11 protein-coding genes and 1 pseudogene are annotated in these 20,465 nt (G+C 73.0%); 5 read left to right on the plus strand and 7 right to left on the minus strand.

Going from position 1 to position 20,465, the window contains the following annotated elements; translation table 11 throughout:
- Positions 1-4 precede the first annotated feature (4 nt).
- Positions 5-2,325, plus strand: a pseudogene (locus P1P70_RS20570) (glycoside hydrolase family 3 N-terminal domain-containing protein).
- Here P1P70_RS20570 and P1P70_RS20575 read toward each other — a convergent pair.
- The 6 genes from P1P70_RS20575 to P1P70_RS20600 all read right to left on the minus strand — a co-directional run bounded on the left by P1P70_RS20575 (position 2,289) and on the right by P1P70_RS20600 (position 11,902).
- Positions 2,289-3,134, minus strand: coding sequence for a carbohydrate ABC transporter permease (locus P1P70_RS20575; RefSeq protein WP_319239888.1), 846 nt, complete (start codon positions 3,132-3,134; stop codon positions 2,289-2,291). The pseudogene P1P70_RS20570 and the gene P1P70_RS20575 overlap by 37 nt on opposite strands.
- Before the next feature lie 62 nt (positions 3,135-3,196).
- A complete protein-coding gene (locus P1P70_RS20580) occupies positions 3,197-4,216 on the minus strand; it encodes a sugar ABC transporter permease (protein ID WP_319239870.1) in 1,020 nt (339 codons plus the stop codon).
- A gap of 2 nt (positions 4,217-4,218) precedes the next feature.
- Positions 4,219-5,592, minus strand: a complete 1,374-nt coding sequence (locus tag P1P70_RS20585; protein WP_319239872.1) for an extracellular solute-binding protein — start codon at positions 5,590-5,592, stop codon at positions 4,219-4,221.
- Positions 5,593-5,776: 184 nt separating this feature from the next.
- The gene (locus P1P70_RS20590) at positions 5,777-6,352 is read right to left on the minus strand and encodes a peptidyl-prolyl cis-trans isomerase (protein ID WP_319239890.1); all 576 of its coding nucleotides are present in this window, start codon (positions 6,350-6,352) and stop codon (positions 5,777-5,779) included.
- A gap of 146 nt (positions 6,353-6,498) precedes the next feature.
- On the minus strand, positions 6,499-10,887 hold the full coding sequence (locus P1P70_RS20595) for an NEW3 domain-containing protein (RefSeq protein WP_319239874.1): 4,389 nt from the start codon (positions 10,885-10,887) through the stop codon (positions 6,499-6,501).
- A gap of 130 nt (positions 10,888-11,017) precedes the next feature.
- The gene (locus tag P1P70_RS20600; RefSeq protein ID WP_220650273.1) at positions 11,018-11,902 is read right to left on the minus strand and encodes a MurR/RpiR family transcriptional regulator; all 885 of its coding nucleotides are present in this window, start codon (positions 11,900-11,902) and stop codon (positions 11,018-11,020) included.
- Positions 11,903-12,073: 171 nt separating this feature from the next.
- On the opposite strand from P1P70_RS20600, the gene P1P70_RS20605 reads away from it, so the two are divergent.
- Positions 12,074-12,862 carry an SIS domain-containing protein gene (locus tag P1P70_RS20605; protein WP_319239876.1) on the plus strand — a complete coding sequence of 263 codons (789 nt, stop codon included), beginning with the start codon at positions 12,074-12,076 and terminating at the stop codon, positions 12,860-12,862.
- Between the two features lie 12 nt (positions 12,863-12,874).
- Here P1P70_RS20605 and P1P70_RS20610 read toward each other — a convergent pair whose 3' ends face one another.
- On the minus strand, positions 12,875-16,021 hold the full coding sequence (locus P1P70_RS20610; protein ID WP_319239878.1) for a beta-N-acetylglucosaminidase domain-containing protein: 3,147 nt from the start codon (positions 16,019-16,021) through the stop codon (positions 12,875-12,877).
- Between the two features lie 127 nt (positions 16,022-16,148).
- On the opposite strand from P1P70_RS20610, the gene P1P70_RS20615 reads away from it, so the two are divergent.
- The 3 genes from P1P70_RS20615 (at position 16,149) to P1P70_RS20625 (ending at position 20,310) form a co-directional block, all read left to right on the plus strand.
- Complete coding sequence (locus P1P70_RS20615) at positions 16,149-18,371, plus strand: glycoside hydrolase family 36 protein (protein WP_319239880.1); 2,223 nt, start codon at positions 16,149-16,151, stop codon at positions 18,369-18,371.
- A gap of 62 nt (positions 18,372-18,433) precedes the next feature.
- Positions 18,434-18,967, plus strand: a complete 534-nt coding sequence (locus P1P70_RS20620) for a MarR family winged helix-turn-helix transcriptional regulator (protein WP_319239882.1) — start codon at positions 18,434-18,436, stop codon at positions 18,965-18,967.
- Between the two features lie 419 nt (positions 18,968-19,386).
- Positions 19,387-20,310 carry a cyclase family protein gene (locus P1P70_RS20625; protein WP_319239884.1) on the plus strand — a complete coding sequence of 308 codons (924 nt, stop codon included), beginning with the start codon at positions 19,387-19,389 and terminating at the stop codon, positions 20,308-20,310.
- Positions 20,311-20,465 lie beyond the last annotated feature (155 nt).

The raw sequence follows: 20,465 nt of genomic DNA on the forward strand, positions 1-20,465 counted from the left end.
ACCCATGCCCCCTCAGGACCAGCCGGTCGCCCCGGCCGCCGTCGCCCCCGCGCAGCCGCCGTACCGCGACTCGTCCGCCCCGGTCGAGAAGAGGGGCGCCGACCTCCTCTCCCGGATGACCCGGCGCGAGAAGGTCGGGCAGCTCAACCAGCGGATGTACGGCTGGGACGCCTACCGCAGAACCCCGGCCGGGCACTTCGAACTCACCGAGGCCCTGTCCGCCGAGACCGAGCGTTTCGCGGGGCTCGGCGCGCTCTACGGTCTGATGCGGGCCGACGCCTGGTCCGGCGTCGGCCACGGCGACGGCCACGGCGACGGCCACGGCGACGGGCCGGGCGCCGAGGACAGCGCCGACCTCGCCGACCTGGTCCAGCGCCACGTCCTGGAGCGCAGCCGGCTCGGGATCCCCGCCCTCTTCGTCGAGGAGGTGCCGCACGGCCACATGGCACTCGACGGCACGGTCCTGCCCGTCAATTTGGCCGTCGGCGCCACCTGGGACCCCGACCTCTACGAGCGGGCCGCCGCGCACGCCGCCGCCGAACTCCGCGCCCGCGGCGGCCACGTGGCCCTCGTCTCCGCACTCGACATCGCCCGGGACCCGCGCTGGGGCCGTACCGAGGAGTGCTTCACCGAGGACCCGTACCTCGCGGCCCGCCTGACGGAGGCGCTCGTCCGGGGTATGCAGGGCGGCCCCGGAGACCACTTCGCCCCCGACCGCGCCCCCGTCGTCCTCAAGCACTTCGCCGGCCAGGGCGCCACCGTCGGCGGCCGGAACTCCGCCGAGTCCGAACTCGGCCTCCGCGAACTGCACGAGATCCACCTCCCGGCCGCCCGTGCCGGAGTCCGCGCGGGCGCCGCCGCCGTCATGGCCGCCTACAACGAGGTCGACGGCATGCCCTGCTCCGGCAACCGCGCCCTCCTCACGGGACTGCTCCGTGAACGCTGGGGCTTCGACGGCCTGGTCATGGCCGACGGACTCGCCGTCGACCGCCTCGTCCGCATCACCGGCGACAAGGTCTCCGCCGGGGCCCTCGCCCTGGACGCGGGCGTCGACCTCAGCCTCTGGGACGAGGGCTTCACCCACCTGGAGGAGGCCGTCGAGCGCGGCATGGTCGACGAGGCCGCCCTGGACGCCGCCGTCGCCCGTGTCCTGCGCCTGAAGTTCCGCCTCGGTCTGTTCGAGAACCCCTACACGCGCCGCGCGTCGCTCCCCGAGGGCACCGGACGCGCCCTCAGCACCGACCTCGCCCGCGCCTGCGTGACCCTCCTGCGCAACCCGGCCGCCACCCTGCCCGTCGGGCCCTCGGTACGCCGTGTCGCCGTGCTCGGCCCGCACGCCGCCACCACCGGCCACCACCTCGGCGACTACACCGCCCCGCAGCGTCCCGGCACCGGTGCGAGCGTCCTCGACGCCCTGCGCCGCCTCGCCCCGCCCGGCACGGACGTCCGTCACGCCGAGGGCGCGGCCCTCACCGGCGCCGACCTCACCGGCGTCCCGGCCGCGGTCGCCGAAGCCGCTGCGGCCGACCTGGCCGTGCTCGTGCTGGGCGGCAGCAGCGCCCGCAACCCCGACACGGAGTTCGACGCCAACGGCGCCGCGCGGACCGTGATGTCGGAGATGACCTGCGGCGAGGGCGTCGACCTCGCGGGCCTACGGCTCGGCACGGCGCAGGAGGCCCTGCTGGAGGCCGTCGTGGCGACGGGCACGCCCACCGCGGTCGTCCTGATGCAGGGCCGTCCGCATGTGCTGCCCGAGGCACCGGCTGCCGCACTGCTCACCGCCTGGTACCCGGGTCCGTGGGGCGGCGAGGCCGTCGCCGAGGTGCTCCTCGGACTCGGCGAGCCCGTCGGCCGGCTCCCGGTCTCCGTCCCCCGCTCGGTCGCCCAGCTCCCCGTCCACTACAACCACAAGGACACCGAGTACGGCGGGTACGTCGACGGGAGCGCCGAGCCGGCGTACTCCTTCGGGCACGGGCTGTCGTACACTACCTTCGACCACGGCGCGCCCCGGGTCTCGGGGCGCACGGTCGAGGTGGACGTCACCAACACCGGGGACCGGTACGGGCGTTCTGTCGTGCAGGTGTACCTGCGCAGGCTGATCACCCGCAGCTGGCCGCGCACCCTCGAACTGTGCGCGTTCGAGGGTGTCGGCCTGGCGCCGGGCGAGCGCCGTACGGTCCGTCTGGCGTTCGAGGTGCCCGCCGGGACCGACACCGTGGAGATCCGGGTCGCGCGCTCCGCGCGGGAGGCGCTGGACGTCGTACCCGTCGTCGTGGACCTCCGAGACATCAGAGCTTGACGGCCCCGGAGGACACACCCTTGTAGAACCACCGCTGGGTGATGACGAACAGCACCAGCACCGGGACCACGGAGATCACCGAGCCGGCCATCACCATCCGCTGGTCGTAGCCGAAGGAGGAGGACGTGAGGCGGGACAGGCCGAGCGTGAGGGTGAAGTGGTCCTCGGTACGCAGCACGATCAGCGGCCACAGGAAGTCGTCCCAGGCGCTGATGAAGGTGTTGATGGTGACCACCAGGATCGCGCCCCACGCGGACGGCAGGTACAGATACCGGAACCGCTTCCACTCGCCCGCCCCGTCCAGCATCGCCGCGTCCTCGACCTCGCGCGGTACGGCGAGGAACGCGGCCCGCATGATCAGCACGTTGATGGCGGCGACGAAGCCGGGCAGCCAGACCCCCACCAGGCTGTCGACCAGACCGAGGTCACGGATGCTCAGGAACAGCGACACCATGATCGACTCGAAGGGGAACATCATGGACGCCATCAGCAGCACCCAGACCAGCTTGCGGCCCTTCCAGCTCGGCTTGGAGAGCATGTAGCCGGCGAGCGTGGAGAAGACCAGCTGGCTGGTGACGGACAGCGCCACGACCACCAGGCTGTTGCGGATGTACGTCCAGACCGGGACCTGCGCGAACACCTCACGGTAGGCGCGCAGCGTCGGGTCGTGCGGGAAGAGGGAGGCGTTCTCGCCGAACACGTCCTCGCCGACGCCCTTCAGCGACGACAGCAACTGCCACAGCAGCGGGCCGACGGTGATGCCGAGCACGAACAGCAACAGCAGGTATCGGACGACGAGTTCGCGAGGGCGGCCGTAGTCCCTCCAGCGCGGCATCAGCCGCCGCCTCCCGGCCGGGGGCGCGGCCGTGGCCGTCCGAGGGTCCTTCACGGCGGTGGTCACGACTCGTCCTCCTTCGTCAGTCGCTGTGCGAGCAGCGTGAGGCCCAGGGTGAGTACGAAGAGGGCGACGCTGACCGCCGAGCCGTAGCCGGCGTTGCCGGTGAGCGGGTCGAGGGCGATGTCCCGGATGTAGAAGGGGAGGGTGCGGTCGGCGCCTCCGGGCCCGCCGGTCGCGCCGCCGAGCATGTAGATCTCGGTGAACACGCGCAGCGAGCCGATACCGGTGAGGGTGCCGACCAGCATCATCGAGGTGCGCACGCCCGGCACGGTGACGTGCCAGAAGCGGCGGACCGCGCCCGCGCCGTCCACGGCGGCGGCCTCGTGCAGTTCCTTGGGCACGTTCCCCAGCGCGGCCAGATAGAAGATCATGTACCAACCGAGGCCCTTCCACAGGGTGAGCCCCATCGCGCACAGCAGGATCAGCCACGAGTCGGAGAGGAACGGGATCGCCGACCGGATGATGTGGGCCTTCTGCAGCCAGGTGTTGACCAGGCCCTGGTCGCTGAGCAGCCACTGCCAACTGAGGCCCACTACCACGCTGGAGGCGAGGACCGGGGTGTAGAACGCGGAGCGGAAGAAGCCGATGCCGGGCAGGTTCTTCTCCACCAGCACGGCCAGCATCAGCGGCAGCAGCACCATCAGCGGGACCACGATCACCGCGTACAGCACGCTGTTGCGGGTGGCGAGCCAGAAGTCGGAGTCGCCCAGCATCCGGGTGTAGTTGTCCAGGCCCACGAACGAGGCGGCGCCGCCGAGCGGTTTGGCGTCGGTGAACGACAGCAGGAGCGTGTTCAGGAACGGGTACAGACCGAAGACGCTGATGCCGATGATCGCCGGGGACATCCACAGCCACGGCAGCCACCAGCGGCGGTACAGCGCGGCGCCGCCCGCGTCGGCGCTGGGGCCCGGTTTGAGGGCCCGCAACAGGCGGCGCCGGCCGGTCGGTTCCCCGGGGCGGGGGTCGCGGGAGGAGACCGCGACCCCCGGTCCCTTGGTGGGGGGAGAGAGGGTGGTCATACTCAGCTGCCCTGCTCGATCAGCTCGTTGGCCTTCTTCTGAGCCTCGTCCAGGGCGTCCTGGGCGCTCTTCTTGCCCTGCATGGCCAGCTGGATCTGGGCGGTGATGGCGTTCAGCTCACCGGGTGTCAGGGCGATCTCGTCGGCCGTGGAGGTCTTGCGGTCGCTCGCGACGATCTTGCGGGCCTCGGCGAACGGGTCGTCGCCCTTGACCGACTGGAAGAAGGGGTCGTCCAGGGAGGCCGTGGTGGAGGGGAAGATGACGACGTTCGGGTCCTTCGCCCACTCCAGCTGGTTCTTCGCGTTGGTCAGGAACTGCGCGAAGGACAGCGCGGTCGCCGCGTTCTTGCTGGTGGACGCGACGCCGATGTACTGCGGGGCGCCGACGGTGTGGCCGAGGTCGTCCAGCATGAAGCGGGCGACCCCCGTCTTCTTGTAGACGCTCGGGTTGTTCTGCTGGATGAAGCGCAGGAAGTTGGGGTTCGTCGGGCCGTAGACCAGCTTGCCCTGGCCGTAGACGTTGGCCGGGTCCTGCGTGGAGGAGAGCGAGTCCCTCGGCATGCCGCCGGCCTTGTAGAGCCTGGTCATCGCCTCGACCCACCGCGCGGTCTTCGGGTCGTCGGCGAAGGTGAACTTCTTGCCGTCGGAGGAGAGGATCTTGATGTCCATCTGCTGCCAGTCGGCGGGGATGCGCAGCTGCGGGTTGGCGAGGAAGGCGTAGTACTTGCCGTCGGAGGCCTCGGCTATCTTCTGCGCGTCCTCGAACAGACCGAGCACGGTCGTCGGAGGTTTGGCCGGATCGAGGCCGGCCTCCTTCAGCAGCTCGGTGTTGAAGGTCTGCACGATGCCGCCGGAGTACCAGGGGAGCACGCTGTGCACCTCGGCGCCGGTGGAGTCGGCGTACCTGCTCGACTTCCAGAGGTTGGGCACGAACGGCTCGCCGGCGTCCGGGGCCTTCTTGTCCAGGTCGAGCAGATAGCCGTTCTTGGTGAGCGCGATCGCCGTGTTGACGTTGATGTTCACGACGTCCGGCAGCGTGCAGCCCTGCGCGTCCGCGACCAGGCGCTGGGTGAACGTGGCGTCGCCCGGGTCGTCGACCCACTTCACGGTCGTGTCCGGGTGGGCCTGCTCGAAGGCCTCGATGACGCCGTTGAAGTAGTCGCCGAAGTCTTTCTTCAGGTTCGTCGTCTGGAAGGTGATCGTGCCCTTGACGTCGCCGGTGAGCTTGCCGGAGCCGACGTTGCCCTGGTCGACCTCGCAGTCGCCGGCGGTGGCGTCCCCGCTGTCGGACCCCCCGCCCGACAGGCCGCAGCCGGCGGCGGTCAGGGTGAGGGCGATGACGCCCACCACACATCCGGTCACTCTTCTCGCGCGCATGTCGCCTCCTGCGATCAGTCAGCTGCTGGGGTCGAGTTGCCGGGGTCGAGTTGCTGGTTCAAATCACCAACTTGGACTCCGATTGATGAAAAGGTGGACCAGAATTCATCGGAGGTCAATGCCTGGCCGTGTTGCTTTTCGATTCCAGGGCGTTTCCGACGGGCTCGGCGAACGGTGGGCGTGTTCAGTGCCGGTGCTCGTGGTCGGGGTGCGAGGGGTCGCCCGGGTGCTCGTGCCCCGGCGTGTACTCCACGTCGGCCCGCGCCCGGTCCAGCCAGTCGAAGAAGGCCTGCCGTCCCAACGCTCGCCGCAACTCGCCCGCGACGTCCTCGTGGACCTCGTCGTACGGCAGGAAGTCGCCCGGCGCCGCCCCGCCGTACGGGTCGACGCCGCGCCGCAGCGCCTCAGGAGTGAGGAAGCGGTCCGGATTGCGGTCGTAGTAGTCCCGTACGGCCTCCTCCAGCACCCTCTGCTCGGCCTCCAGCGCCGCCAGCAGGGTGCGCGAGGCGGGGGAGTGGGCGAGCGTCACCGCGATGATGCTGCCCAGGTCGGCGACCTCGGAGCCGGACACCACGAGCGGGCGGGACGGTGCCTCGTCGGGCGGCGGCGCGAGCCCGCGCGCGGCGCACGCCCGCCGGGCCAGCTCGTCGGCGACGACCACCTGAGTCGCCCACCGCCGCCGCTGCCGCTCCGCCCGCGCCTGCCCCTCCGGCCGCACTTCCCGGTCCCGCGCGGGCACGACCGCCAGCACGACGTCCACCCGCTCCCGGGTAACCGGCTCACCGCAGACGAGCGCGGCGTGCGCCGCATGCGCGGCGTGCGCGGCGTGCGGGGCGTGGGCCGGGTGCCCGCCCGGTGGGGTGGGCCGGTCCGGCCCCGGGCCACCGCCGCGCGCCGCTGGTCCGTTCACGGCCCCACCTCCAGGACGACCGCCTCCGTGTAGGCCACGCAGCCGTGCCACCCGGCCTTCGCCATCAGCCAGTACGAGCCCGGGTGCACCGCCGAGCCGTCGATCTCGATCAGGCACTCGGCGCTCTCCCCGGCGGCCAGGGAGAAGCCCTGGAGGCCTGGTGCGACGCCCGCCCACGTCCCCCACGACGACACCGCCCAGAACGCCCCGCCCACCGGCCCCCGGGTGGTGTTCCGCAGGCGAACGGGTACCCGCACCCGTTCGCCCCGGCGCACCTCCACCCGGTCGACACCCAGCTCCATCACCACACTCGGCCCGGTGCGCCCGTCCGGCTCGCCCCGCACCGCCGCGCCGGGCACGTCCAGGGTGACCACGTCCTCGAACGTCTGCCCGCCGTGGGTCAGCCGTGCGGCGAGCGCGTAGCGGCCGGGCACCGCCCCCGGTGGAGGCGTCACCGCGACCTCGGTGAGCGAGAAGCCGCCCGCACCGAGCGCGTACGGCAGCTCGGCGGGCTCGGCGCTCCAACCGGGCGGCACCTCCAGGGCGACCGTGCCCGAGACCGGCGTGTCGGTCAGCTCGGAGGAGATCCGCACCGTCGCCGTGACCGGCCCGTCGGCGGTCAGCGCGCCCGGCGAGAGGTGGACGGCCACGGGCATGTTCCCCCGGGGCGCCGGACCGGAGTTGTGCAGCCAGTACCGGGTGTGCACCGGCTGGGCGGGCTCGTGCGCGGCGACACCGGCGCCCTCCTCGGGGAGCCCGCACACCGGCGAGAGCTGCGCCGTGGGGCTCCCGTCCGCCGAGGCGTCGACGGTGGGCCCGCCGGACCGTACGGGCGTAGCGGCGTCGACGGGCGAGGCCCGCACGGTGGCCACCTCGAACCCCGTGAGGTCCAGCTCCAGCGCCCCGTCCGCGCCGAGGGCCAGCGCCTCACCGGCCCGCTCCAGCACGTCCGCCCGACGGCCCTCGGCCCACGCCGACGGTCCCGTCACCCGCGCCCGCACAGGCCGCCCGTCCACCTCGTGCGCCCGCACGACGACCTCGCGCGCCGGGTCCACGGGCGTGGTGCCGCCCCGGGCCAGCGGCGATCCGGCGGGCTTGACGGCGTCCAGCACCACCCGGCCCTCGGGCTCCAGCGCCAGCAGGGTCACGGTCCTCGGCAGGCCGGCCGCCGTCCCGGCAGGCTCCCGCAGCCGTGCGGTGAGCGGATGTTCGGGCGTCCGCAACCGCCCCGTGAGCGGATGGTTGAAGGCATGCCCCGCGCGCGGCCAGCCCAGCTCGCGCCAGTCGCCCTCGCCCGCGACGACCGCGTACTCGAAGGTGTGCGACCAGCGCTGGAGCTGGAAGCCGGAGCCGTCGGGCGCGGTGCGGCGGGGCGGGTCGACCCAGATGCCGGAGGGCCAGCCGGTGCAGGAGCGCATCAACGACATGCAGAGGTCGCCCGCGGAGGTGACGACACAGCCCGGGGTGCCCCGGTTCAGGATCGCGAAGCCCCGCCCGTCCCAGGCGTCGCCCGGCGGCAGCGCCTCGCCGCCCCCGGCCGCGACGGCCCGTACGGTCGCGTCGTCGAGGTCGGCGATCAGCGCGTCGACGGCCTTCGCGTCGTCCCCGGGGCGGGCGCCGGCCACCACGAGCAGCGGCAGTCGCTCCAGGTCGCGCAGGTCGGCCCCGGGCACCCACTCCTCGCGCAGGGAGGCGCGGGGTGCCACCCACACCGCCGCCAGACCGTCCTCGGCGAGTTGGCGGTGCAGTTCGCGGGCGGCCGCCGGGTCCCAGCCGAGAGCCTCGGCGACCAGGGCGTTGCGCTCCGGGCCGCCGACGGCGATCCGGATGTCGGGCAGGTTGGAGTCGACCTCCAGATCGCCGTAGCGGGGGCCGCCCGCGATCGTCGAGGTGGCCGTGACGCCGGTGCGGACCAGGGCGGCGGCGAGCGGGGTGCCCAGTTCGCCGGCGGCGTCCCAGTCGTCGAAGACCAGTTCGGCGACGCCGATCGAGCGGTGGCCGAGCAGGACGCCGGTGTCGTCGTGCACGGCGACTCGGGCCGTGGAACCGAGACCGAACCAGGTGTTGGCCGGGTTGTCGAGCGTCCACGGGAACTGCTCGCTGTCCACGTCCACGAAGCCGAAGCCCCGCCCCACGACCGCGTCCGCGACCTCGTGCACCGGCAGCCCGCCGCGCACGTCCGAGGGCCAGCGCACGCGGATCAGCCGGTCGGCGCCGTCGTAGCCGTCGACGGTCGTCGTCACGTCCAGCCGGTCGACACCCGCCCAGAGGGTGAGCCGCTGGGTGTACCGGAAAAGGCCCAGGTCGGCACGGACGGTGATGCGGGACCCGGCCGGCGAGTGCTCGACATCGATGTCAGCCGTCACGTCCCGGCTCCGGGCGGCCGTGGTACCGGTGGGGGTGAGGTGCCAGGGGCCCTCGCCGAAGCGCGGGTGCCTCGGGTACTCCTCCTGTACCACCAGCTCGTTGCCGATGTCCCCGGGCCGGAGCAGCTCCCGGCCGCCCCCGGCTCCGGCGAGCGCGCGCAGACCGCACACGCCGCCGCCGCGCGCGGGGTCGACGGTCACCTCGTAGAACTCGTTGCGGATGGTCGTCCCCTCACCGGCCGTCCAGCCGGGAACCGAACCGTCCGCCAGCGCGAGCGCCTTGAGGCCCATGCCGGGCACCTCCGTTACGACGACGCTCAGTTCGCCGTCCTCGGACACGGCGGGCAGCGGCAGCCCGGTGTGGTCGAGCGGGACCCGGCCGGGGTCGGCGACGGTCAGCACGTCCCTGCGCCGCCACGTCGCGGAGTTGAAGACGACCAGGTCCGTTCCGTCGCCCGGCAGCGGCGCGACCCGGTCGGCGAGCGCCTGGGTGGCGTCGGCGTGCACCTCCCGCGCCAGGTCGTACAACTCCCGCCAGCCGGTGAGCAGATCGATGTACACCTGGTCCGACTCGGATCCGGTGATGGCGTCGTGGTGAGCGCCGTAGATCAGCTGCCGCCAGGCCTTGTCGAGGGCCGCGTCGGGATAGGGGTGCCCGGTGACGAGGGAGGCGAGGGTCGCCCAGGCCTCGGCGTCGGCGAGCAGCGTCTCGCCGTACCGCTGGGCCTGCTTGGTGTCGATGTAGGAGACGTCCTTGCCGGTGTAGACCGGGTTCATGTCCCGGGTCTGCGGGGAGGCGGTGCGCCCCTCCCGCTCCAGCTCGGCGCGGACGGCGGCGAAGAAGTCGCGGGGGACGCCGCTGACGAACCGGGGCCAGACGTACCGCTCGTTCCAGTCGCGGTGGATGCCCATCACCCAGCGGCACGGCGGGGCGTAGTCGCCGCCGACCGGCAGCAGGACGTTCCGGGTGAGCGCGACCTTCTTCAGCCCCCGGAAGAGCTTGAGCGCGGCGGCCTCCGCCTCGGGGAGCGTGGGCGCGTTGTCGATGGCCCAGCCGGCGCCGTAGTGGTTGACCATGTACGCGGTCAGCAGGCCGCGTCCGCTCGGGGCGATCCAGGCGAACTCCGCCGGGAACTGCATCCGCCGAGGATCGCGCGGCTCCTCCCCGAACACCGACAGGGTCGGCCCCCACTGGTGGAAGGGGCCGCGCGCCCACGAACTCGACGTGACCCCCGCGTCCGCCATCAGCCCCGGGAACTGCGGGTCGTGCCCGAAGGCGTCCAGCTGCCAGGCGGTCTCCGGCGCGGCCCCCATGATCCCGCGCTGGAAGCCGTCGCCGTACAGCGCGTTGCGGATGGTCGCCTCGGCGCCGGTGAGGTTGGTGTTGGGCTCGTTGTAGGTGCCGCCCATGATCTCGACGCGGCCGGTGCGGATCAGCTGCCGCAGGAAGGCCCGCTCCTCGGGGAAGGCGTCCCAGTAGGGCTTGAGGTAGTCGACCTCGGCGAGCACGAAGGTGTACGCCGGATCGCGCCGGGCCAGGTCGCAGTGGGCGCGGACGAGACTCATGCCGGACTGGCCGCGCGAGTCGAAGGTCCGTGCGGGCAGGCCCGTGACGGCCGGGTCGTCGGCGACGTCCCAGGTCTCGGTGTAGGCGGCCTGGGTGTTCCACCAGACGGGGTCGTAGTGGAAGTGGCTGACCATGAACATGGTCCAGCCGGGCTCGGCGACCGTGAACGCGGCGGTCCGCCGGGCCGCCAGGTCCCCGTCGGCGGCCGTGACGGTGATCTCCCGGTGGTCTCCCGGGGCGAGTCCGTCCGTGGCCACCGGTATCTCGGCGCGTACCGTGCCGTCCTCGCCGACGGTGACGACGGTTCGTCCGACGGCACGGACACCGGGGCCTTCCACGCTCAGCCGGACCGGCCGGCCCGAGACGTGCTCGACGTCCACGGCGACCACCTGGTGCGGCTGGTCCTCCGTCCCGACGAAGAGCTCGGTCGACTCGACAGAGATGACGCGCATGGGGCTCCTACGAGTGCTGGGGGGAGCCTCATCCTGGCAGCGCGGGGTGGTTCAATCAACCATGCGTGAGAATATTGGTTGATTCATCCATGCAAAGTCGTTCGCCCGGGGCGGCCGTGCCGTGCCCCGCTCAGCGGCTGCGCCGGGACTTCACCGCGTGTGCCCCCGCGATGTGGTCGGTCAGCGCCAGGGAGGCGCTCGCCCGCTGGTAGGAGAGCTGCCCGACACGGACGTAGAGGCAGTCGATGAGCATCAGCACGGAGTGGCGGGCGCCGATGCTGCCGGTGCGGAAGCTGGTCTCCGACGACGACGAGATCAGCCGGATGTCGGCGGCGCGGGCCAGCGGAGAACGGGGATCGGCGGTCAGGGCGATGGTCGTGGCACCGCGCTCCCGGGCCAGCTCGAACGGCTCGATCACCTCCCGGGTGGCGCCGGAGTGGGAGATGCCGATCGCCACGTCTGCCGGCGTGAGCAGGGCGGCCGAGGTGGTCGCCGCGTGCACCTCGGTCCAGCCGCGCACCGCGCAGCCGATGCGGAACAGCCGGGTCTCCGTCTCCTGCGCGACCGCGCCGCTGCCGCCGACGCCGTACACGTCCGTGCGGCGCGCGCGGGCCACGGCCTGCGCCGCGCGCTCCACGGAGTCCAGGTCGATCCGGTCGATGGTCTGCTGGATCGCCCGCAGATCGGCGGTGCCGACCACCTGGACGACCCGCTCCAGACTGTCGTCGGGGGAGATGTCCGGGCCGATCTCGGCGCTGCCCCACTCCGAGGACTCGCCCCGGCCCCGCTCCTGGGCCAGCTCGATCAGCAGGTGCTGGTAGGAGTCGAGGCCGATGGCCCGGCAGAACCGGGTCACGGTGGCCTGGGAGGTGCCGGTGCGCCGGCCCAGCTCCGCGGCCGAGCAGTGGGTGACGGCGGCCGGATCCTCCAGGATCAGCTCGCCGACCTTCCGCAGGGAGCCGGCCAGCCGGGGCAGCTCGGTGCGGATCAGGGTGGTGACATCGGTCGAGGGCATGCAGAGAAGGTACCAGCCACCCGTTGACGCATCGGCTGAATACCAGGACCGGGCTTTGCGAACCGCACTCGGGGGTGAACTGCGCCATTGCTCTGGATGCCGCGCCTGTGATTCAGTGATTCACTGATAGGTGCGTATGGGGTGGTTCAATCCACCAGTGGGGAGTCCCAGGTGTCCGTCGAGTCCGCCAACGAGTCCGTGACCGAGCCGGTGAGCGCCGACCGCTTCGCGCGCGAGGGCCTGGCCGTCCTGCACCGCCTCACCGAGTCCGCGCGCGCCGACGTGAGCGCCGCCGCCACGCTGATCGCCGACTGCGTCCGCGCGGACGGCGTCGTCCAGGCCTTCGGCACCGGCCACTCCCAGGCCATGGTCCTCGAACTCGCCGGCCGCGCCGGCGGCTTCGTGCCCACCAACCGGATCCAGATGGCCGACCTCGTCCTCTTCGGCGGCGACCACCCCGGCGGCCTCGACGACCCACTGCTCGAACGCGAGCCCGGCCTGGCGGTCCGCCTCTACGAACTGGCCGCCCCCCGTCCCCAGGACCTCTTCGTCGTCGTCTCCAACTCCGGCGTCAACAACGTCATCGTCGAGATGGCCCTGCACGCCAAGGAGCGCGGCCACCGCCTGCTCGCCCTCACCTCCCTCGCCCACACCCGTTCCGTCCCCGCCACCCACCCCAGCGGCAGGAAACTCGCCGACCTCGCCGACGTCGTCCTCGACAACGCGGCCCCGCGCGGCGACGCCCTGCTGGAACTGCCGGGCGGCGGTGCGATCTGCGCCCTCTCCACCCTCACCGGCGTCATGCTCGTCCAGATGACCGTCGCCGAGGCCGCCGCCCAACTCCTCGCCTCCGGCCACCGCCCTCCGGTCTACGTCTCCGCCAACGTGCCCGGCGGCTTCGAGGGCAACCTGGAACTGGAGAAGCGGTACGCCGGCCGCATCCGGCGCACCGCAAGCTGATGCCCCGGGTGCCTAGGGCACGGGTACGGGCGTCAGCGCGACCGCCAGCGGATAGGCGCCGGTCGTCAGCGGCGCCCCCGCGGTGCCGGTCGCGGTGTCGACCGGCACCAGCCTGTTGCCGTCGGCCGTGGTGACATAGGCCGTGCCGCCGGCCCAGTCCAGGCCGACGTCGAACGCGGACCTGCCGACGGTGACCTGCTTGCCGGGCGCACCTGTCACGGTGTCGACCGGTGTGACGTAGTCCCCCGTGCTGGGGCTCACCCACAGCGTCCGGCCGTCCGGTGACAGCCCGAGGCCGTACGCCTGGCCGGAGACGAGCAGCGTCGGCTCGGTGTCGTTGCTCGCGGTGTCGATCGGAGTGATCGTCGACCCACCGGAGTTGGACACGTACACGGTCTTCCCGTCCGGCGCGGCCACCACGTTGAAGGGGCGGGGGCCGACCGGGATCGCCGCCCCGGCCTTCCGCACGCCCAGGTCGACCGGCGAGACGGTGTTGTCGTGGATGTTCGCCACGTACAGCGTCCGCCCGTCCGGGGTGACCGCCATGTTCTCCGGCCCCGACCCGACCGTGATGGTCGCGCCCGCCCGCAACGTGCCCGTGTCCACCGGCTGCACCGTGCCGTCCGTGTAGTTGGCCACCCACAGCGTGCCGCCGTCCGGTGTCAGCGCGAGTCCGGCGGGAACACGGCCCACCCCTACGGTGGCGGTGACCTCGCCGCGCGCCACGTCGATGACGCTGACCGAGTTCGAGCCCTGGTTCGCGGCGTAGGCGGTCCGGCCGTCGGCGCTCACGACCACTTCACCGGGATTGGCGCCCACGGCGATGTCCGTGCTCTTCCCCGACGAGAGATCGATCGAACTGACCGAGGCCCCGCTGAAGTTGGCCGTCAGAGCCCTCGACGACCCGCCCCCGTCGGTGACCTGGACCGGGATCGCCCGGTCGAGGACGCCCGAGCCGGACACGACGACGGAGTGGACGCCCTCGGTGACCCCGGTGACAGTGACGGTGACGGTGACGTCGGCCGAGGCGCCGCCCCCGGCCGGGACGGTCACGGTTCCCTCGGTGGGGGAGGCGGTCACTCCGTCCGGTACGTCGAGCTTCCAGGTGACCGTCCGCGCCTCCGCGGCGGAGGAGAAACGGAGAGCCACCGCCCCGGAGGCTCCCGGCTTCAAGGAGAGCGAACCCGGGGCGAAGGAGGCGTCGACGCCGGGGTCCGGCGCGTGCTGGAGCATCGCCTCGTACAGGAACTGGTCCATCACCCCCGGCGACACCTGCTGCGGTATCGCGTCCAGCGCCTTGCGCTCGCCGCGCAGCCGGTTCCAGTACGTCGACACCGCGTCGGCGTCACCCCGCTTGCCGGCCAGCAGCAGGTCCACGGCGGTCAGACCGGCGTCGCCGTAGGAGCCGAGCTTGTCCAGCCAGGGCGAAGTCTCCTTGAGGAAACCGGGGTTGGCGAGACGGGCGCGCAGCTGCGCGGGCGTGGCGGCCATGTCCGTGAAGTACGACCGCAGCGCGGTCGCGGCCCCGTCGAGACCGCTGTCCTCCTCGTACGCCTCGTGGAAGGCGGCGAGGAGTTCGGTCAGTGTGGGGGCCTCCGTGGCGTCCAGCTGGGAGGAGCAACTGTTCTCGGCGAAGATCCGCAGCCATCGGGCCGCCCCCGGCCCCGCCAGATCCCGGACGGAGGCGAGGAAGGCGGCCCGGGGGTCGTACGCGTCCGCGTTCCACAGGTAGGCCGCCGACGTGAACAGCGCGAGCTTGCTCGCCTCGGCCTGCACCATCGGGTTGGCGGTGACACCGACGGACTCCCGCGCCACCCCGGCCTCCCGGCCCGTGTGGGGGCCGAGCAGGAGGCGGCTGGTGACGTAGTCGTTGACCGGGTAGTTGTCCCAGACCAGGATCGGATGCCCGTAGACCTCACGGGCCTGCCGCAGCTGCGCGGTGGTGATCGTCGGAGCGATCACCCCTACGCCGGTCCACTCCACGACCACGTCCGGGTCCAACCGCTCGCGCAGCGCCGTCTTGTACGGGGTGTCCGCGAGGTCCGAGTACTCGGTGGGGACCATCTCCAGCGGATCGAGCCCGGTGCGCCCGGCGGAGAACTCCTCCCACACCCGGTTCAGCAGATGCGCCTGCGCCGCGCCGGCGGCCCCGCCCCCGCTGCCGAAACGCTCCTCGTCCGCCGCGCAGTTCCACTTGGTGTAGCTGATGTCGTCCAGCGGGATCGCGAAGGACCGCACCCCGAGGTCGTACAGCGAGGCGAACTTGCGGACCAGCGCGGTGATGTCGCCGTCCGAGGAGTAGCAGACCGACAGTCCGGGCGAGAGGGCGTAGGTGACGCGCACGTGGTTGGCCGCGGCCCGCTCCACGAGTTCGCGCACCTGGGCCAGTCGGTCGGCCGGGTACTCGTCGCGCCACCGCTCCCGCAGATACGGGTCGTCCTTCGGGGAGTAGACGTACACGTTCTGCTTGGTGCGGCCGTAGAAGTCGAGTTGGCTCAGCCGTTCGGCGTGGGACCACGGAGTGCCGTAGAAGCCCTCGACGACACCGCGCAGCGCGGCCGTGGGCCAGTCCCGGACGGTCACCTCGGGCAGGTGTCTGCCGGTGAGGAGTTGGCGCAGGGTCTGGGCGGCGTAGAACGTGCCGGTGGTGTCGGCGCCGGAGAGGGCGAGCAGGGTACGGCCGGAGCCGCGTCCGGAGGCCAGGACGTACCCCTCGGCGGGCAGCCCGGCCGGGGACCCGACGCCGAGCCGCCGCAGCGCGCCCTCGGTCGCCGGGTTCTCGTCGGGCCCGCCGACGTAGACGGTGAGCCGGGCGGCCGGGGGGCGCTTCCCGGCCGGCACGGTGACGATCCGGTCGGCGCCGGCGGCCCGCAACGCGGCCTCGACGACCTCGCGCGCGGAGGGGTCGGTGCGGGGCCCGACGACCTCCACCACCCGGTCGGGAACGGTCAACCGACGTCCGTCGCCCTCGACCTGCCGGGGCGTCGGCCACAGCTCGGGCACCGACGGGGGCTTCGCGGAGGACGGCGCGGACGGCGCGGACAGCGGGGGCGGTGCGGTGGCGGCCGCGGGGAACGACGGGAGGCTCAGGCTCAGGGCCAGCAACAGCGCCCAGGGGAGACGCCGTGAGCGTGGGAGGAGAGGGGTGATTGAAGCCATCGAAGGAGGCTAGAGCTGCTGAATCAAGCATTCAATAGGGTGAGGGGTCGTTCCTTGGGTTCATCGACGTAGAGTAAACGTTTACTGCAGCACGCTTACCGCACTCCTCGGACGCCGGAGCCCACCCATGACCCTCACCCATCTGCGCTGGGGCAGCGACGAGTTGTCGCTCCTCGTCTCCCTCGACCCCGTCGGCCCCGCGCGGCTGCTGGCCGTGGGGGAGGCTTCCGGCCTGCCCGATCCCGGCCGGGAGCCGGAGCGATGCGAGCGGCTCGTCCGGAGCGCGCTGCCCGTGGTGGAGGTCCAGGTCGCGGGTGGTGGGCGGCTGGGCACGTCGGGGAAGCGGCACGTGGACGGCGCGCTCTCCCGCTCGCTCCGCTGCACCGGCCACGAGGAGGAGGACGTCGACGGGGTGCGGACGCTGCGCGTCCGGATGGCTGACGGGGCCACCGGGCTGCGGGTGACCGCCGTGTACCGGCTGCGCGCGGGCATCCCCGTACTGCACGCCGAGGCCCACGTCGAGAACGGGGGCGGTTCCGCGGTGACATTGGAATACGTTTCCTCCCTCGCCCTCGCCAACCTGGCCCGCGGCCTCCCGCCCGGTGCGCGCTGGGAGGACGGTCTCTCCCTGTGGCTGGCCGCCAACCCCTGGAGCGGCGAGTTCCGTTGGTCCCGGGCCACGCTCGCCGAACGGGGCCTGTACGACGTCGGCATGGTCGCGTACGGCCAGACCGGGTCGAAGAACCGCGTCGCCGTGACCAGCACCGGAGCGTGGTCCTCGTCCGAGTACCTGCCCATGGGCTGTCTGGAGGAGACGGCCGGCGGTCGCGCCCTGCTCTGGCAGATCGAGCACAACGGCTCCTGGCACGCCGAACTGGGCGACCGCTTCGACGACGTGTACCTGAGCCTGTCCGGTCCCACGGACCGCGAACACCACTGGCGCCGCCGCCTCGCGCCCGGCGACTCCTTCCGCACGGTCCCGGCCGCCGTGGCCCTCGTCCCGGAGGGCGGCCTCGACGCGGCGGTCGGGGCGCTGACCGCGCACCGGCGCGCGACCCGCCGGCCGCACCCGGACCACGACCGACTCCCGGTCGTCTTCAACGACTTCATGAACAGCCTCATGGGCGAGCCCGGCACCGAGGCACTGCTGCCCCTGGTCGACGCGGCCGCGGCGGCGGGCGCCGAGGTCTTCTGCGTCGACGCGGGCTGGTACGACGCCGAGCCGCCGGGCACGGTGGGCCCCGGCGGGGTACCGGGCTGGTGGGACGCGGTGGGGGAGTGGGAGGAGTCGCCGTCCCGGTTCCCCGGCGGGCTGCGGGAGGTCCTCGACCGGATCCGCGAGGCGGGGATGGTACCGGGGCTGTGGCTGGAGCCGGAGGTCGTGGGAGTGCGCAGCCCGGTCGCCGCGCTGCCCGACGAGGCGTTCTTCCGCCGTGACGGCGTCCGCCTCGTGGAATGGGGCCGCCACCAGCTCGACCTGCGCCATCCGGCCGCCCGCGCCCACCTCGACACGGTCGTCGACCGGCTCGTACGGGACTACGGCGTCGGCTACCTCAAGCTCGACCACAACATCGACATCGGCGCGGGCACCGACGGGCCGCACGGCACCGACAGCCCGGGCGACGGTCTCCTCGGCCACAACCGCGCCCACCTCGCCTGGCTGGACGGCGTCCTAGACCGCCATCCCGGACTGGTCCTGGAGAGCTGCGCGGCCGGCGGCAGCCGCACCGACCACGCGATCCTCTCCCGGCTGCCCATCCACTCGGTCACCGACCAGCAGGACTTCCGCCTGCTCCCGGCCGTGGCCGCCGCCGCGCCCTCGGCCGTCACCCCGGAACAGGGCGCGGTCTGGGCGTACCCGCAGCCCGAGCACACCGCCGCCGAACTCAGCACGGTGCTGGTGTCGGCGATGCTCGGCCGCGTCCACCTCAGCGGCCGCCCCGACCTCCTGGACCCCGAGCAGTCGGCCCTCGTCCGCGCGGCCCTCGCCACCTACAAGACGTACCGCCACCTCCTGCCGACCGCCCGCCCCCATTGGCCCCTCGGCCTGCCGGGCTGGCGCGACGACCGGCTCGCCCTCGCGCTGACCGCCGACGGCGGCACGACCCTGCTGGCGCTGTGGCGGCGCGACGGGGCGCCCGGGACGGTGACCCTGGCGCTGCCGCGTGTCGACGGCCGGCCCCGGGTGCTGTTCGAGGCGGCAGGGCCCACCGTGCTCGACTGGGACGAGTCCGGTCGCGTCCTGCGGGCGGCGCTGCCGGCGGAGGGGTCCGCCGTGCTGATCGCCTTCGACGGCAGCCCCGCCTGCCAGGGGGCCGACCTGTCAGGGACCGGCCCGCCTCGGTCATGAGGAGGGAAAATCTGTGCGGATCCGCCGACGGTCCGCACGGCACGGCGGGATAGAAAGGGACCATGACTGAACGCGAGGGTCCGGCAGGTGGCGTGGACGACGTCGACGAGGTGACGCGCGCGGTGCTCACCGCGTCGCGGCTGTTGGTCGCGATCTCCGCACGGTCCCTCGCCGCTGTCGAGGAGCGGGTGACGCTGCCGCAGTTCCGGATGCTGGTGGTGCTGTCCGTCCGGGGCGCCACGAAGCTCGTCGTCCTCGCCGACCAGCTCCAGGTCGCCCCGTCCACCGCGATGCGCATGGTCGACCGGCTGATCGCCGCCGGGCTCGCCGACCGGCAGACCAACCCCGACAACCGCCGCGAGACCCTGCTCCGGCTCACGGACGAGGGCCGGCGCGCCGTCGAGGAGGTCATGACCCGGCGGCGCGCCGAACTCGCCACGGTCGTCGAGCGCCTCGCCCCGAGACAACGGGCCGCGCTCGTCGACGCGTTGACCGCTTTCAACGCGGCGGGCGGGGAACCCGCGGCCCCGGCTACGGACGGAGCGGACCCGTATCCACTCGGCTGGGTCGACACCTGGGTGGGCGGAGGCGCCTGAGACGCCGCCCGGTGGCGCCCCGGCCGGGGCATGGCCCCCGCCGCGCCGTCGTGCCGCCCGGCGGGGCGGGCGACGAAGGGTGCCGGTGGAGCGAGGGTGGCATGGCGCCGTGCCTCGGAGCCGCGGAAGTCGGGTGTCTCCGGCGGCAGTTGGGCCGGAACGAGCAACGATGCGTGCACACCGGGATACCGGGATACCGGGATACCAGGAAACCGGGACACCGGGAAACCGGTCAAAGCCCTCGCCACCCCGGTGACACCAGGGGCTGCTGCCGAACCGGGCCGCCGCCCTCTGCCATGTCCGGGGCCCCGTGCACCCCGCTCGCTCCGGCGTGCCGAACGGCCATAAGGTACTTACGGGGCGCCGTGCCCTCGCCCTCCCTATCCGGTGTCCGACCCGAACAGTGAGGACGTGGCCGCATGAGCGCGCATCCCACCCTCTCGCGCGAGGAGTTCGACGCTCTCTTCGAGGCGGTCCGTACCTGGGGTCGCTGGGACCGGCCCGATCGTGGCGCGTGGAACCGGGTGACCGGGGACCATGTGCGACGGGCCGTGGGAGGGGTGCGGTCCGGCGTGGTCGTCCCGATGGCGTTGCCCTGGAACACCCGGTCGGGCCCGGACAACCGGAGACCCGCCCTGCACCACATGACCGACCTCGGCGACGTGGAGGGCCCCGAGCCCACGACCCACAAGGACTTCATCGCCGCCGACTACCACGGCAAGAGCGTCACCCATCTCGACGCCCTGAGCCACATCGCCTACGGGGGACTCCTCTACGACGGCAGGCCGGCCCGCGAGAACGTCGACGCCGCGGGCGCCCGGTTCGGCGCGGTGTCGGCGCTGGGACCCCTGGTCACGAGAGGGGTCCTCCTGGACCTCCCCACCGTGCTGGGCGTCCCCTGGCTGGAGCCGGGGCAGGCGGTGTGCGCCGGGGACGTCCGTGCCGCGGAGGACGCGCTCGGCGTGACGATCGGCGAGGGCGACGCGGTGCTGCTGCGGTCGGGGCACGTCCGCCGCCGCGAGGAACTCGGTGCCTGGGACCCCGGTGCGGCGAGCGCGGGCTTCCACGTGGACGCCGTACCCCTGCTGGCCGAACGGGGCATCGCGCTGCTGGGCGGAGACGGGGACAGCGACGTGCGGCCGTCGCCCGTGGCGGGCGTGCACTCGCCGGTGCACGCCCTGGCGGTGGCGGCGATGGGGGTGCCGCTGCTGGACAACCTGGACCTGGAGGCACTCGCCGTCGCGACCGCCGAGGCGGGGCGGTACGAGTTCCTCCTCGTCGTGGCCCCGCTGAACGTCCCGGGCGGCACCGGCTCCCCCGTCAACCCGGTCGCCGTCCTGTGACACCGGGCTCGACCGCCGTTCCCACCAGCCCCTCCCAGCCTCCCGCGATCTCCGCTCCCGCGACCGGTTCGCCGGACTCCCGGCGCCCGCGTACGGGTTCAACTACCTCGGGCGGTACACCGGCGGCCGCGGCGCGGCCGGCGCCCTGCGGTCCG

The sequence above is a fragment of the Streptomyces sp. MB09-02B genome (genome assembly GCF_033794485.1).
Lineage (GTDB): Bacteria > Actinomycetota > Actinomycetes > Streptomycetales > Streptomycetaceae > Streptomyces.